Below are 13,152 nucleotides of genomic sequence, written 5' to 3' on the forward strand. Positions count from 1 at the left end.
TGCTGCCCTAACGGGAAGGCCAGACGGGCAACCGATTGACCACTCGCTGAAGCCGTGAGAGCAGCTGCTGCAGCTGCAACCGCCACGTGGGGGCACTACTCAGATCTGGCCCGGATGCAGCTTCCAGGGCATCCAGAAGAGAGAAGGCGTCTCGCCAGCGCTTCAGCAGCTCAGCTTCTGAACATTCCTGCAGCAAAGCCTCCAAACGGTCGACTGAAGGGCGCCAGCTCTGGGGAGCAGCAACAGCGCCCTTGATTCGTTCGAGGTCGAAATGCAGCCGACCACAACCGATCTGATGCACGGTGTGACTGGGATCGCCGTAGTCGGCCAGGGCATGATTCAGGCTGCTGAACACAACACAGCCGCAAGCCAGCGCTTCCAGCGGCGGCAACCCGAAACCCTCGGTCACGCCGCGGCCGCGCCAGTACTCCGCTGAGTCGTAGAGGTACACCGTGGAGCGATTGAACAGTTCGACCAAGTCATCCACCCAGCCGGCCTGCACCTCCACCACAAGACCGGCCTGCCGCAACGCCGGCACCAACTGATTCAGTACATAAGGGCTGCTCTTGCGGGCTTGCACCAGCACATCGATGGATCGACTTTGGCGTGCCGAACGGTCGCCACGGTCAAGCCAAGCCTGGCCCAGGGCATTCGGAACCAAGAACAAGGGATTGCGGGGAGCCTTGTCACCCCAATAGCCCAGGGTGTTGCGGCTGACGGCCAATACCGGGACTCCAGGGGGCAACCCAAAGCCGTATTGGCTGCTGTGGGCGTGATACACAACCCGACGGCCGTTCAACCGACGGATCAAACCAGGAACGTCAAAGCCCCAGCTGACCACCCAGACAACTTGAGCATCAGGGAGCTCATGACGAAGACAATCATCCAGGTACGGATGATCGGGTGAACGCTCGCGGTAAGTGACCAATTCGGTCGAGCACAGATTTGCCACCAGTCGGGCGGTCTGCTGTTCGACGCTGAGCCCACCACAACGAAAGCGGCGACCGGTCCCGGGGACCAGAAAACGAATCAGTTCGGTGGGCACCAGCGAAAACTCAAGCGGCGGCGGCCTCGGTGCTGCCAGCCCGCTGACGACGAGTCAGGAAACCGAACAGAACCTTGCCAATGGCGGCAACGAGATTGCCCTCAAGCTCCTTGAACATGTTCATGTTCAGGTGGAAGGCATGGTTGGCTTCCTCAACAATGCGATCAGCCGTGGCCTGATCGATCGGGAGATTATCCATGGCAGCCCGGTACTGGGTCTTGAACGCCTTCTCGTCGGCAATGTCATCAAAGACATAGAAACGAAGACCATCGTCTCCATCCATATTCATTGCCTTCTGAGCGATGTTCTTGAGGATCTGACCACCGGAGAGATCACCGAGGTAACGGGTGTAGTGGTGACCCACCAAGAGCTCAGGGGACTCCTTCGCAACAGCATGAATCCGTTCGACATAAGCCACTGCCGACGGAGACGGCTGAATCTGCTCTTTCCAACCCTCACCGAAGTAGTAGGTGAGGTCTTGCTCGAGAGATTCACGACGATTGAGCTCTTTCTTGCCAATCGGTCCAACAACAGGATGATCACCCAGCTTGTCGATCTCCTCTTCCATCGCCTCATAGACGAAGTAGAGGTCTGCAACAAGCTTGCGATAGCTGGATTTGTCGACGACGCCTTTTAAGAAGCAACTCACAAAGCCGGTGTTTTCGGCCATGGTGTGAGACTTTTTCGTGCCTTCACGGATCTGGGCAGCCAGTGCAACGGACATGAATGCTTGTGATTGGACCGATAGAAGGACCCTATAAGCAGTCCACGTAAGGGTGGCCTTGAGCGTTGCGAAGGGTTACGCCGCTGTATCAGATACAGCATGTCCCTCGAACAGTTCAAACAACTGGCGACAGATCTGCTGAAGCTGCTTCACCTGCTGCTGCTGGGGCAAATGGCGGCCTTCCGGCAACCACTCACCGACCGTAGCCAGGCGCCAGCGTTCGCCGTCGTAGGTCATGCCCCGCATCAACACCCCCAGCAGACGCAGCTGTTCATCACCTCTCTCTTCGCTGATGCGCAATTGCATCAGCAAACTGCGGCATTCCAGCCGTGGACTCCAGCCAGGAAAGTGGAATGAAAGATCCAACGATTCCTCCTCACTCCACTGCCGGGTCTGCGGGTCATCCCGCCAGGGGCTGAGGTTGGCCTGTGCAGCAGGAAACTGTTGACGCACCAGCGTGATCGTGGAGGCCAGTGCTCGCATCCGGGCCACGCTGTGTACCGACTCACCCGCGTTCACTGGACCCTCCGACTTCCGCACAGTGTGCAGGGAGATGCAAGAGGTCGCCGTTACGGTTGCCCGAGGTTTAAGAAACCATGACGCAACCGCTGCACATTGCCCTGCTTGGCGCGATGCCGGAGGAGATCGGCTCCGATCTCAGCCACCTCAAGGACCTGAGCTGCAGCGAACACGGAGATCTCAAAATCCATCGGGGATCCTGGGGTGACAACGTGCGCCTCAGCCTGGCCTGGAGCGGCTGGGGCAAGGTGAGCGCTGCGCGGGCCGCCACACGTCTGCTCGCCAGCGATCCCAGCATCGATCTGCTGTTGTTCACCGGTGTCGCCGGCGCTGCGGATCCAGCCCTGCGTCAATGGGATGTGGTGTTGGCCGATGCCGTGGTGCAGCACGACATGGATGCCCGCCCCCTGTTCCCACGGTTCACGCTGCCAGCGCTCAATCAGGACCAGCTCCGACCACAGCCGACCTGGTTTCACTGGGCCAAGACCGCTCTTCAGGAGGCTCACGGCGCCAGCGAACTGGACGGATTCGCACGTCCACGCAGCGGTCTGATCGCCACGGGGGATCGCTTCATCGGCGATCCCGCGGTGCTGCAAACACTGCGGGACGCCCTTCCCAATCTGCTGGCCGTTGAGATGGAAGGCGCCGCCGTCGCGCAGGTCGCCGAGCAGGAGGGCGTCCCCTGGCTTGTGCTTCGGGTGATTTCCGATGGTGCCGATGAGGCGGCAGCCCAGAGCTTCGAAGACTTCGTCAAACGCTACGAGGAGAAGGCATGGCGGCTGATTGAGGCCCTGCTGCAACGCTGCAACGACACGCCCCAACGATGCGCATGATGCCTCTGCTGAACCGCTTGCTGCGGTACGGCGTCGTGGGGGGCACGGCCGCCGCGGTTCACATTGGCGTGCTTCTGCTGCTGGGCCAGTGGATGACCCTGAGCCTGGCCAACCCCATCGCCTTCCTGGCCGCCTCAGTAGCGGGGTATCTGGGCCACGCCTTACTGACCTTCCGGGAAGAGACTGGTGGTCGCCAGTTCGCCCGTCGCTGGCTGCTCCTGCAGTACGTCGTCAACATCAGCGTCTGCGCTCTGCTGCCGCTGCTCAACGCCCCGATCTTGGTGCTGGTGTTCACACCCACGGTGCTGAATGCACTGATCTGGAGTCGAGCGGCCCGCTTCAGTGCCAAGTCGCGCCACCAACAAAACGGCCAACCACCGCTGCTCCATGCCGACGACCTCGGGTTGGCTGACGGGGTTGATGCGGCGATCATCGATCTCGCCCGAAGGGGACAGATCCAGGGAGCCAGTCTTCTGGTGAATGGTCCAAGTGCAGCTGCCGCTGTCGAAGCCTGGCGCGACCTTGCTGATCCACCACCACTCACGCTTCACCTCTGCCTGACCGAAGGGCATCGCCTGCCCAACGCTCCGGATCTGCCAACCGGATTCGGCACCTTGCTGCTGGCCTCGATCCTGCCGTGGCAACGCCAACGCATCGCACCCCAGCTGCGCACGGTTCTGCTGCAGCAGATCAGCCGCTACCGCCAACTCACCGGGCTGCAGCGGATCCGACTCGATGGCCACCAGCACATCCATCTCGTGCCCCTGGTGCTGGATGCCGTGCTGGATCTGGCCCGTTCCGAATCGATCACCTGGGTGCGCACGACGCGGGAACCCCTGCCGGAAAGCTTGTCCCTGAAACTTTGGTGGCGCAGCCTGCACACAGGAGGGCTGATCAAGTGGCTGGTACTGCAGCTGCTGAGCGGGCTGGCCATCCCCCGGCTACGCCGGGCCGGGATTCCAACCAACCAGCGCTTCGCCGGTGTGTTGTTCAGTGGATCGATGTTCGGCAATGCGTTGCGTCGCAGCTGGATCACGGCCCACAGCCCCAGCACGATCCCTCGCGAATCAAGGCCCGTTGTGCTCATCCACCCGGCCCGCCGCCATGCCGCATCTGGCATGGATCAGGAGACCTTTCAGCAGTCCGTGGCCTTTTTCAACTCCTCCCACCGCCAAAAAGAGTGGACTTCAGCGCAACAGCTCTGAACCCTGATGCACGGCTCTGACGAAATAGTGCGGCCGCCGTTTGACATCGATGTAGATCCGGCCGATGTATTCGCCCAGCACACCGATGCCAATCAACTGAATCCCCCCGAGGAACAGAACAGCCACGATCAGTGAGGCATAGCCCGGCAGATCCACACCAAAGACCAGGGTGCGCAGAACGATCAGTGCGGCATAGATGAAGCTCAGGAACGAAATCAGAACACCGATCACGCCCCAAACCTTCAACGGCTTCACCGTGAACGAAAAGATGCCGTCCAGGGCATAGCGCCAGAGCTTGAGAGAGCTCCAGGATGTGGCACCAGCGACGCGAGCCACACGGCTGTAGGCGATCTCCTCGCTGCGATAACCGGTCCAGGGCATTAAACCCTTGGAAAAACGCGTGGCCTCACGCAACTGGGTCACCGCCTCAACCACGGGTGCACTCAGCAGACGGAAATCACCGGCCCCCTCCTGAAGCTGGATCGAATCCACCAGGCGGTTGAACACCCGGTAGAACCAGGATGCCGTGGCGACCTTCACCAGCCCTTCGGCATCGCGGTCATCCCGCACCGCGGTGACCACCTCGGCGCCATTGCGCCAGGCCTCCACCATCGCCGGAATCCGTTCCGGAGGGTGCTGAAGATCGGAATCGATCAACACCGCCGCGGCACAGCGTCCGTTGGCGTAGTCCAGCCCCGCCAACATCGCCGCCTCCTTGCCGAAGTTACGGGTGAGCTCCAGCAGCGTGACGCCCTGGTCGGCATGCCTCTGCTGCCAGGCTTGGATCACCGCCACCGTGGCATCAGACGATCCGTCGTCAATGAGGAGAAGACGGTCAACATCCGGCAAGGCCATAACCCGCTCGATGAAGGCGCTGATCACCTCGGCTTCGTTGAAGCAGGCCGCCACCACCCACACCTGCTCACTGGCCATGAATGCGCGGTTTGCACTATCGGGAACCGTAGGGCTACCGGCTCAGTCATAGGCTCGGCCTGCTGACGCCCGACCAACCGCCATGGCCCAGTTCGAGAAGCTCACCGCCCCCAGCCAGGGCACACCGATCCGCTTCGAGAACGGTCAACCCGTGGTGGCCAACAACCCGATCATCCCCTTCATCCGGGGCGATGGCACCGGCGTTGACATCTGGCCCGCCACGCAAAAGGTTTTGGATGCGGCCGTGGCCAAGGCGTATAGCGGCAGCAAGAGCATTGAGTGGTTCAAGGTGTATGCCGGCGATGAAGCCTGCGACCTCTACGGCACCTACCAGTACCTGCCAGAGGACACCCTCGAAGCGATCCGCAGCTACGGCGTGGCCATCAAAGGCCCCCTCACCACACCAGTGGGCGGCGGCATCCGTTCGCTGAATGTGGCCCTGCGCCAGATCTTTGATCTCTATTCCTGCGTGCGCCCGTGCCGCTACTACGAAGGCACCCCAAGCCCCCACAAGCGTCCCCAGGATCTGGACGTGATCGTCTACCGGGAGAACACCGAAGACATCTACATGGGGGTGGAATGGGAAGCCGATGACGCCGTCGGCCAAGAGCTGCGCAAGCACCTCAACGAAGTGGTGATCCCCGCCAACGGCAAGCTCGGAAAGCGCCAAATCCCCGAGGGATCAGGCATCGGCATCAAGCCGGTGAGCAAAAACGGCAGCCAACGCCACATCCGCAAGGCGATTCAGCACGCCCTTCGCCTTGAGGGCAACAAGCGCCACGTGACCCTGGTGCACAAGGGCAACATCATGAAATTCACGGAAGGGGCCTTCCGTGACTGGGGCTATGAGCTGGCCACCACCGAATTCCGCGATGTGTGCATCACCGAGCGGGAGAGCTGGATCCTCGGCAACCTCGAGAAGGACTCCAACCTGAGCGTGCAGGCCAACGCACGGATGATCGAACCGGGCTACGACAGCCTCACACCAGAGAAGAAAGCCGACATCGATGCGGAGGTGCAGGCGGTGATCGACGCCATCGGCAGCAGCCACGGTGACGGCAAATGGAAAGAAATGGTGCTGGTGGATGACCGCATCGCCGACAGCATCTTCCAGCAGATCCAGACCCGCCCCCAGGAGTATTCGATCCTCGCCACGCTCAACCTCAACGGCGACTACATCTCCGATGCCGCGGCCGCGATGGTGGGAGGCCTGGGCATGGCCCCTGGCGCCAACATCGGCGAGAACGCTGCCATCTTCGAAGCGACCCACGGCACCGCCCCGAAACACGCCGGCCTCGACCGGATCAACCCGGGGTCGGTGATCCTCAGCGGCGTGATGATGCTGGAGTTCCTCGGCTGGCAGGAGGCTGCTGATCTGGTAACCAAAGGCCTCAGTGCCGCCATTGCCGACAAGCAGGTCACCTACGACCTGGCCCGACTGATGGAACCCCAAGTGGACCCCGTGAGCTGCAGCGGCTTTGCCGAGGCGATCATTGACCGCTTCTGAACAATCAACTGCTAGAGATTCGTGATTATTAATCACTCAAATAAATTCATATTTTTTGCCAACCGGAAGACAGCATCGACATCAACAGCGATTGCACTGTCCAGCAGCTGCAATCGCAAAGACGTCATTACGCCATTAGGTCGAGACGAAAAGATTCGCCGGGAGCTTGGCTACCAGGGACCCACAAATTATATTCCCTGGTGGAACAAAATCAACTACTTTGCAATTAAAGCAAAGTGCAAATTACAGAAAAAAGGCGTCAGCCGCTATATCAAATCGATTGGATTGCACACACACATTGAGGCAACAACTGCCCTTAGCAAAAATTACATCAGTGCATCGACATTCGAGAGCTATTACAGCTTCTGCTTTATTCGAAACCCATGGGACCATGCTCTTTCCCAGTTTTTTGAACTCAAAAAAGACCAGAAAAGCCACAAAGACCTCGATCTAGACACTTTTATCAACGGCGGTCTTCTAGAAAATTTCGCAACTTCTTGCCGATCAATTTATAGCCACAAAGGAACAATCCTCGTGAACCACTTATATCACTATGAACAACTTCAGGAAGCCATTGAGAATCTATTTAATGATCTCAATCTAGCCGGAAATCCACAACTTCCCAAAGCCAAATCCACCTTACGCACCGACAAAAGGCCCTACAAAGAAATACTCAATTCAAATCAAAAAGACGCCATTGAGCGCATCTTTTACCAAGAAGTGGAATGGGGAAAATATCAGTTTTAAAGCCTTCCAGGCAAGGAAATCGTCAAGCAGTCAGACTTGATTGATGGGACTCGAATCCGGCTCTTCATCTCGCACCCAACTCCCCGGCCTTCCCGCCGGTGCCGCCGACCCCTGCGTGCACTGCGGCTTCTGCTTGCCCACCTGTGCCAGCTATCGCGTGCTGGCCAGTGAGATGGATTCCCCCCGCGGCCGCATCCATGCACTGCGGGCAATAGAAGCCGGCGAGCTGGAACTGGATGCCACGGTCGCCAGCCATTTCGACACCTGCCTTGGCTGCTATGCCTGCGTGAGCGCCTGTCCTTCGGGGGTGCGCTACGACCAGCTGATCGAAGCCACCCGGCCCAAGCTGATCGATGCGGGCCAGCGAAGCCCATGGCAGGTGGCCTTCCGCCAGCTGCTGCTGCAGGTGCTGCCCTACCCCAAGCGCCTGCGGGCCCTGCTGCAACCGCTGCGGGCCTATGCCGGCACACCACTGCAACACCTGGCCCGCCGCTCCGGGCTCACCCGTCTGTTCGGGCCGGAGATCGAAGCGATGGAGCAACTACTGCCCCCCCTGGTGCCGGAAAGCTTCAGCGACCAACTGCTTCAGATCAATCCCGCCAGCGGCGAACGCCGCGGCCGCGTGGCGCTGTTGCTGGGCTGCGTGCAGCGCTGCTTCGATCCCAGCGTCAGCACCGCAACGGTGAAGGTGCTGCAGGCCAACGGTTTTGAGGTGGTGATTCCACCAGACCAAGGCTGCTGCGGTGCCGTGAGTCATCACCAGGGTGAGCTGGAGCTCACCCGCCAACTCGCGAGGGATCTCCTCCGCAGCATGAACGCTGTGCAAGGTGAGCTGGATGCGGTGCTCGTGGCCGCCTCCGGCTGCGGCCACACGATGAAGGCCTACGGCGAGCTGCTGAACGGCGACATCCAATTCCGTGCTCCGGTGCTGGATGTGCAGGAGTTCCTGGCGGATCGCGGCCTGCTGGAGACGTTCCGCACGCAACTGCAACCTCTCCCCGTGGTTGTGGCCATGCATGACGCCTGCCACATGATTCACGGCCAGGGCATCCAGGCCCAACCTCGCCAACTCTTGCGAGCCATCCCCGGCATTCAGCTGAAGGAAGCGACCGAAGCGGGGGTGTGCTGCGGCAGTGCAGGCATCTACAACCTTGTGCAACCGGAGGAGGCCGCTGAACTGGGGCGGATCAAGGCCGATGACCTCAGCGGCACCGGAGCTGAACTGGTGGCCAGCGCCAACATCGGTTGCACCCTGCAGTTGCGGCGGCACCTAGGCGATCGGGCCCAGGTACTGCACCCGATGGAACTGCTGGCTGCCTCAGCCGGCCTCCATGCGCTGCCAGGCGTCCCGCAGGGTGTCGGCACCACCAAGATTGCCGGGGAAGGTGAGAATTGGCAGACCGCTGCAGGGTCCCCCTGACGGGCGCACGAGCGAGAGTCCCGGCAACAGCTGCCCTTCCAGCTGCACCGACTCAAGTGACAAACCACCGGCCAGCAGGGTCTGGGTGGTGATGCCCCCTTTGCTGATCAGATAGCCCAAATCAGGGGCGAAGGCGGCCGCAAGTCTCCCCATCAACGCAGCCAGTGCGCAGGACAAGCGCCGGCCCTCGTGCTCTGAAGCACAGCGCAGCTCACCGCGGCTGGTGAACAGCACCGGTGTGGCGCCAGCGTCGAGCAGCGCTCGCAACTGCTGCAACCAGACCCGCTCCAGGTCTGCCAACAACAGATCGGGTGTTGGTCCCTCCAGCACCTTGGCGATGCGATGCACCGGCAGCTCCAGGCCAGCACAACCGGGGGCAGCCAAAAGCCGGTCGAGTTGCCGATCCGCCAAGGGCACGTGCGAGCCCACCATCACCAATCCCGGCAGAGCCGTTCCGTCGGCAGCTCGTCGCCGCAGCCCCACAAGGCCTTTTGCATCCAACGGCGGTGGGCCGGGATCCGCCAAGGCCTTCACCATGCTGGCGGCAGAGCGGAACAGAAAACGTTTCTCTCCCTGAAGGGCACGCACCGCTGCGGCTAAAGCAGTGAGCTGCTCCTGACGCTCGGCATCCACCACCACCGACACATTGGCCTGGAAACAGCGGAGGCGATCAATCAACTGCGGCAGGCCAGCACCACAGGCGGCATCGAGCTCACGGCAAGACATCCGCAGCACCGAAGCCGCGGCAATGGTTCCATCGCTTTTCTCCTCCAGCCAGCAGGCCAGATCACTACTGCTGAAACCAAACAGCCGGTCTTGGGCAAACGGCGTGGTGTGCACCGGTTCGCCGTGGAGGAGATGTACCCCGTTCACGGTGGTACGGCCTCCTTCCAGAAAAGCCGGCACATGCAAGGTGGCATCAAAGGGGCCGAAGGACGCCTGCAAGGCCTCAGGCTCTCGTACCCCATGGCCGCGCAGAGTCGAATCCCCGCGACTCACCAACAGCACCTGATCGCGCGCCAAACCCTCCCGCAGCAACGCCTGATCCAGCGCAGCGGCAATGCTGCGGTTGCGTTCAGCCGCATCCGTTGGCGTCAGCGCCCGGGTGTCCGCCAGCAAAAACAACAACGACGAGGGTTGGCGCAACCCCCGGCGCAGGGTTTCGACATCCCAGCGCAGCAGCAGAGGACAGCTGTGCACCGTCTGCGAGCCGGTGGGATCGTCGTCAATGACCACAACCTTCATGGCACCATCGTGCCGTGAGCCATTCCCCCGCTACCCGCAGCGATCTGATCGACCTGGTTCGCCAGTGGCATCAGAGCGCCACACCCTGGACGCCCAGTGGCCTGGAAACACGCCTGGACTGGGGCCCGCCGCTCAATCCCAGCCACGAGGTGCTCTCGTGTCGTCAGCTCAATCGGGTGATCGACCATGCGGTGGACGATCTAACCATCACGGTGGAAGCCGGCCTGCCACTGCAAGACCTGCAGGATCTACTGGCGGACCAGGGGCAATGGCTACCGATTGACTGGCCCCGGGCCGGCGCGCCCGGAACCATTGGCGGACTGGTGGCCCGGGGGCTGGCGGGGGGACTGCGTCAACGCCATCTGGGGGTGCGCGATCAGATCATCGGGATCGGCCTGTTGCGGGCTGATGGCGTCGAAGCCCGGGCCGGTGGACGGGTGGTGAAGAACGTGGCGGGCTACGACCTGATGCGTCTGCTCTGCGGCAGCTGGGGCAGCCTGGCGCTGATCACGGAACTCACCCTGCGGCTCCAACCGCAGCGCCCCGCCCGCAGCAGCCTGCTCGTGGATGGCGACCTTGCAGCCCAAGACAACTTCCGGACTGAACTTCTGCGCTCCAGTCTCACGCCAGAACGCTGTGACTGGATCAACAGCGGCGATGGCTCCTGGCAGCTCCGGCTGGTGGTGAGCAGCGTGTCGAACCAGGCGGTGGAGGACCAGCTGAACCGGCTGGAAAGCTTGGCGTTGCAACAACAGCTCAGTGCAGAACGCCAGCCCTGCACCGATCCGCTGACCACACCCCTCGATGCCAGCCAATCAGCCCAGCTGGTGCGGCTGGTGTTGCCGCCAGCCCAGTTGCAGCTGTTGCTGCGGGATGACGCCATGACAAACCTCAAGCCATGGTGCTGGGAACTGGCCGCCGGAGCCGGCTGTGGTGATGGCTGGTGCGACATCGCCACACCGGATCACCAGCTGGAGGCGCTGCGCCGCAGCGTGAGCCGCCTCGGCGGCGAAATGACGCTGTTGAAACGCACCGCCGGATCAACCCTGCCAGCGTGGGTTGATCGTCCCTCCCGACCACTGATCGAAGCGGTGAAACGCCAATTCGATCCCAAGCTGCAACTCAGCCGCGGCCGTCTGCCCGGGGTGCATCAGGAGACGCTGTAGCGACAGGCGAGGGTCTGCTCAGCACCGGGCTCCAGCACCAGTTTTCGATCACCGCTGATCAGGGATTGGCGCGGCCCCGTCCAGGGTTCCAAGCAAACCATCGGGCGAGGCGGCTCGGTCCAGACCACGGTGAGATCCATCGGATCCTGGTGCTGGAGCTGCAGCTGGGCGCCGTTGGTGTCATCGATCAGCGTGACCGAACCGGCTGGGCGGCAGAGAAAATCGACCCCATCCGGCAGACGGGTGAGCTGATCAGCCGTGGCGGCATCAGCCATCTCCAGATGGTTGAGACAGCGCTCCGCCAAACCGGTGAGCCGGGTCTGGGCCAGGTCACTCACGTTGAAATAGGGATGCAGCCCGAAGCTGAAGGGCATCGCCGCAGCGCTGCGGTTGTGGATGGTGGTGCTGATCTCCAGAGCACTGTCAATTGGCCGCACGTCCATCTCCACCAGAAAGGCGAAGGGATAAGCCTTGAGGGTTTCATCGGTGCTGGAGAAGCTGAGACGAACCCCGCTCTGGTCGTCTAGCAGCTGCAATGCCCAGGGAAGATTCCGGGCAAAGCCGTGCTGCTGGAGCGTGTGGTCGACCCCATCGACCGTGAACACGTCGCCGGGCAGATTGCCGCAGATCGGAAACAACACCGGTATACCTCCGCGGATGCTGTTCGCAGGATCGGCATAACGCTCCTGATCGAAATAAAGCACCTCGCGCTCACCGCAACGCCACTCGCTGACGATTCCTCCCCGCTCAGGGATGATCCGCAGCCGGTCACCGCTGGTGGGGTGCACATACTCCCAGTGGGCATAGGGAGCGGCTTGCTGGGTGAGGGTCATCGGCATCCGCCAAGGTGCGGAAAGTCTGGCCTAATCAAGTAGCGGAGTTCTCCGGATATGTTGGTGCTGTGGCCGACGTCAAGCCCGCCAGCCACTCCAACAGAGCTGCATTCACCTGCTCAGGCACCTCATCGTGGGGGCAGTGACCCGCCTCCAACACCACCTCAGTGGTGGCAGCCGGCGCATGGCGCTGGAAGGTGGAACGCCGCCCGGGCGCATTGATCCAGGGATCATGAATCCCCCACAACAGCAGCAATGGCGCCGTGAGTTCAGCGAACAACTCATCGAGGGGCTGGCCGCGGGGAATGTCGAACACCGTGCGGAACACACCAAATGCACCGGGATCCAGTGACGGGCGGCGGATCGACTCCACCAGCCAGTCATCGACGTTGGTCTTGTCCACATACACCTGGTTAAGCGTGCGGCGGATCGTGGCCGGACGGCGAAGGTTCTCGAACATCAGCCGCTGCAGCACCGGGCTCTTCAGCAGCGCCGTGGCGATGCTCTGACGGGCGATCGCCCCCCAACCTTGCGGAGATTTCTGCTCATCACTGAACGGACCGGCGGCATTGAGCAGCACGACCCCCGCACAATCCGATCCCAATGCGGCCCCAGCGGCGAGAGCGGCGAATCCCCCCAAGGAATTACCGGCAATCACGGTCGGCCTACCAATCCGCTCACGCACGTAGGCCACCAGCTGATCGCGCCACAGGGCGCCGCCATAGTTCAGCTCCGCCGGCTTGGCACTCCTGCCGAAGCCCAGCAGATCGATGGCGTGCACGGCATGGGTCTGAGCCAACACGGGAATGTTGTGCCGCCAGTGATCTGTGGAGGCCCCGAACCCATGCACTAACAGAAGAGCCGGGCGATCTCCAGAGGCGTCAGGCTGTTGCTGCACCGCATGAACGGTGTGGCCGAGATGGTTCCAGGGCGTGGACTCCACAACGTCGCGCAAGAGCCGCGATGCTAGGCAGC

Annotated in this window: 13 protein-coding genes; 6 read left to right on the forward strand and 7 right to left on the reverse strand. The window is 61.7% G+C overall.

What is annotated here, in order from left to right; all coding sequences use genetic code 11:
• Positions 1 to 7: 7 nt before the first annotated feature.
• The 3 genes from FZZ92_RS09650 to FZZ92_RS09660 form a co-directional block, all read right to left on the reverse strand.
• Positions 8 to 1,045, reverse strand: a complete 1,038-nt coding sequence (locus tag FZZ92_RS09650) for a glycosyltransferase (protein WP_226398753.1) — start codon at positions 1,043 to 1,045, stop codon at positions 8 to 10.
• Positions 1,046 to 1,055: 10 nt separating this feature from the next.
• Entirely contained in the window at positions 1,056 to 1,769 is a 714-nt protein-coding gene (locus FZZ92_RS09655) for a heme oxygenase (biliverdin-producing) (protein WP_226398754.1), read from the reverse strand.
• Between the two features lie 75 nt (positions 1,770 to 1,844).
• Positions 1,845 to 2,252: a hypothetical protein gene (locus tag FZZ92_RS09660; protein ID WP_226398782.1), complete on the reverse strand. Its 408-nt coding sequence runs from the start codon at positions 2,250 to 2,252 to the stop codon at positions 1,845 to 1,847.
• A 113-nt stretch (positions 2,253 to 2,365) separates the two neighbouring features.
• Here FZZ92_RS09660 and FZZ92_RS09665 point away from each other — a divergent pair, with 113 nt between their 5' ends.
• A complete protein-coding gene (locus tag FZZ92_RS09665; protein ID WP_166015749.1) occupies positions 2,366 to 3,121 on the forward strand; it encodes a 5'-methylthioadenosine/adenosylhomocysteine nucleosidase in 756 nt (251 codons plus the stop codon).
• On the forward strand, positions 3,121 to 4,326 hold the full coding sequence (locus tag FZZ92_RS09670; protein WP_370631270.1) for a ChbG/HpnK family deacetylase: 1,206 nt from the start codon (positions 3,121 to 3,123) through the stop codon (positions 4,324 to 4,326). The genes FZZ92_RS09665 and FZZ92_RS09670 overlap by 1 nt, the downstream gene beginning before the upstream one ends.
• Here the strand turns inward: FZZ92_RS09670 and FZZ92_RS09675 are convergent.
• The gene (locus FZZ92_RS09675) at positions 4,309 to 5,259 is read right to left on the reverse strand and encodes a glycosyltransferase family 2 protein (RefSeq protein WP_226398756.1); all 951 of its coding nucleotides are present in this window, start codon (positions 5,257 to 5,259) and stop codon (positions 4,309 to 4,311) included. The genes FZZ92_RS09670 and FZZ92_RS09675 overlap by 18 nt on opposite strands.
• Positions 5,260 to 5,341: 82 nt before the next feature.
• Between FZZ92_RS09675 and FZZ92_RS09680 the strand changes: the two genes are divergently transcribed.
• From FZZ92_RS09680 to FZZ92_RS09690, 3 genes are read left to right on the forward strand one after another with little or no spacing between them, the layout of a single operon-like run.
• The gene (locus tag FZZ92_RS09680) at positions 5,342 to 6,766 is read left to right on the forward strand and encodes an NADP-dependent isocitrate dehydrogenase (RefSeq protein WP_226398757.1); all 1,425 of its coding nucleotides are present in this window, start codon (positions 5,342 to 5,344) and stop codon (positions 6,764 to 6,766) included.
• A gap of 21 nt (positions 6,767 to 6,787) precedes the next feature.
• Positions 6,788 to 7,513, forward strand: a complete 726-nt coding sequence (locus FZZ92_RS09685; RefSeq protein ID WP_226423108.1) for a sulfotransferase family 2 domain-containing protein — start codon at positions 6,788 to 6,790, stop codon at positions 7,511 to 7,513.
• Positions 7,514 to 7,556: 43 nt separating this feature from the next.
• On the forward strand, positions 7,557 to 8,933 hold the full coding sequence (locus tag FZZ92_RS09690) for a (Fe-S)-binding protein (RefSeq protein ID WP_226423109.1): 1,377 nt from the start codon (positions 7,557 to 7,559) through the stop codon (positions 8,931 to 8,933).
• On the opposite strand, the gene FZZ92_RS09695 is transcribed toward FZZ92_RS09690, so the two are convergent.
• A complete protein-coding gene (locus FZZ92_RS09695) occupies positions 8,832 to 10,178 on the reverse strand; it encodes a four-carbon acid sugar kinase family protein (protein WP_226398760.1) in 1,347 nt (448 codons plus the stop codon). The genes FZZ92_RS09690 and FZZ92_RS09695 overlap by 102 nt on opposite strands.
• 14 nt (positions 10,179 to 10,192) lie before the next feature.
• Here FZZ92_RS09695 and FZZ92_RS09700 point away from each other — a divergent pair, with 14 nt between their 5' ends.
• On the forward strand, positions 10,193 to 11,344 hold the full coding sequence (locus FZZ92_RS09700; protein ID WP_226398761.1) for an FAD-binding oxidoreductase: 1,152 nt from the start codon (positions 10,193 to 10,195) through the stop codon (positions 11,342 to 11,344).
• Here FZZ92_RS09700 and FZZ92_RS09705 read toward each other — a convergent pair.
• Entirely contained in the window at positions 11,329 to 12,183 is an 855-nt protein-coding gene (locus FZZ92_RS09705) for a galactose mutarotase (protein ID WP_226398762.1), read from the reverse strand. The genes FZZ92_RS09700 and FZZ92_RS09705 overlap by 16 nt on opposite strands.
• A gap of 28 nt (positions 12,184 to 12,211) precedes the next feature.
• Complete coding sequence (locus FZZ92_RS09710; protein WP_255614325.1) at positions 12,212 to 13,132, reverse strand: alpha/beta fold hydrolase; 921 nt, start codon at positions 13,130 to 13,132, stop codon at positions 12,212 to 12,214.
• Positions 13,133 to 13,152 lie beyond the last annotated feature (20 nt).

Origin of the sequence: Synechococcus sp. MU1611, assembly GCF_020514255.1 — a bacterium.
Classification (GTDB): Bacteria; Cyanobacteriota; Cyanobacteriia; order PCC-6307; family Cyanobiaceae; genus Parasynechococcus.

Bases quoted from the DNA above. Each gene is read 5' to 3' on its own strand.
- FZZ92_RS09680 (WP_226398757.1), top strand. From the start codon at position 5,342: ATGGCCCAGTTCGAGAAGCTCACCGCCCCCAGCCAGGGCACACCGATC.
- FZZ92_RS09695 (WP_226398760.1), bottom strand. From the start codon at position 10,178: ATGAAGGTTGTGGTCATTGACGACGATCCCACCGGCTCGCAGACGGTG.
- FZZ92_RS09670 (WP_370631270.1), top strand. From the start codon at position 3,121: ATGCCTCTGCTGAACCGCTTGCTGCGGTACGGCGTCGTGGGGGGCACG.
- FZZ92_RS09660 (WP_226398782.1), bottom strand. From the start codon at position 2,252: ATGCGAGCACTGGCCTCCACGATCACGCTGGTGCGTCAACAGTTTCCT.
- FZZ92_RS09705 (WP_226398762.1), bottom strand. From the start codon at position 12,183: ATGCCGATGACCCTCACCCAGCAAGCCGCTCCCTATGCCCACTGGGAG.
- FZZ92_RS09665 (WP_166015749.1), top strand. From the start codon at position 2,366: ATGACGCAACCGCTGCACATTGCCCTGCTTGGCGCGATGCCGGAGGAG.
- FZZ92_RS09675 (WP_226398756.1), bottom strand. From the start codon at position 5,259: ATGGCCAGTGAGCAGGTGTGGGTGGTGGCGGCCTGCTTCAACGAAGCC.
- FZZ92_RS09690 (WP_226423109.1), top strand. From the start codon at position 7,557: ATGGGACTCGAATCCGGCTCTTCATCTCGCACCCAACTCCCCGGCCTT.
- FZZ92_RS09655 (WP_226398754.1), bottom strand. From the start codon at position 1,769: ATGTCCGTTGCACTGGCTGCCCAGATCCGTGAAGGCACGAAAAAGTCT.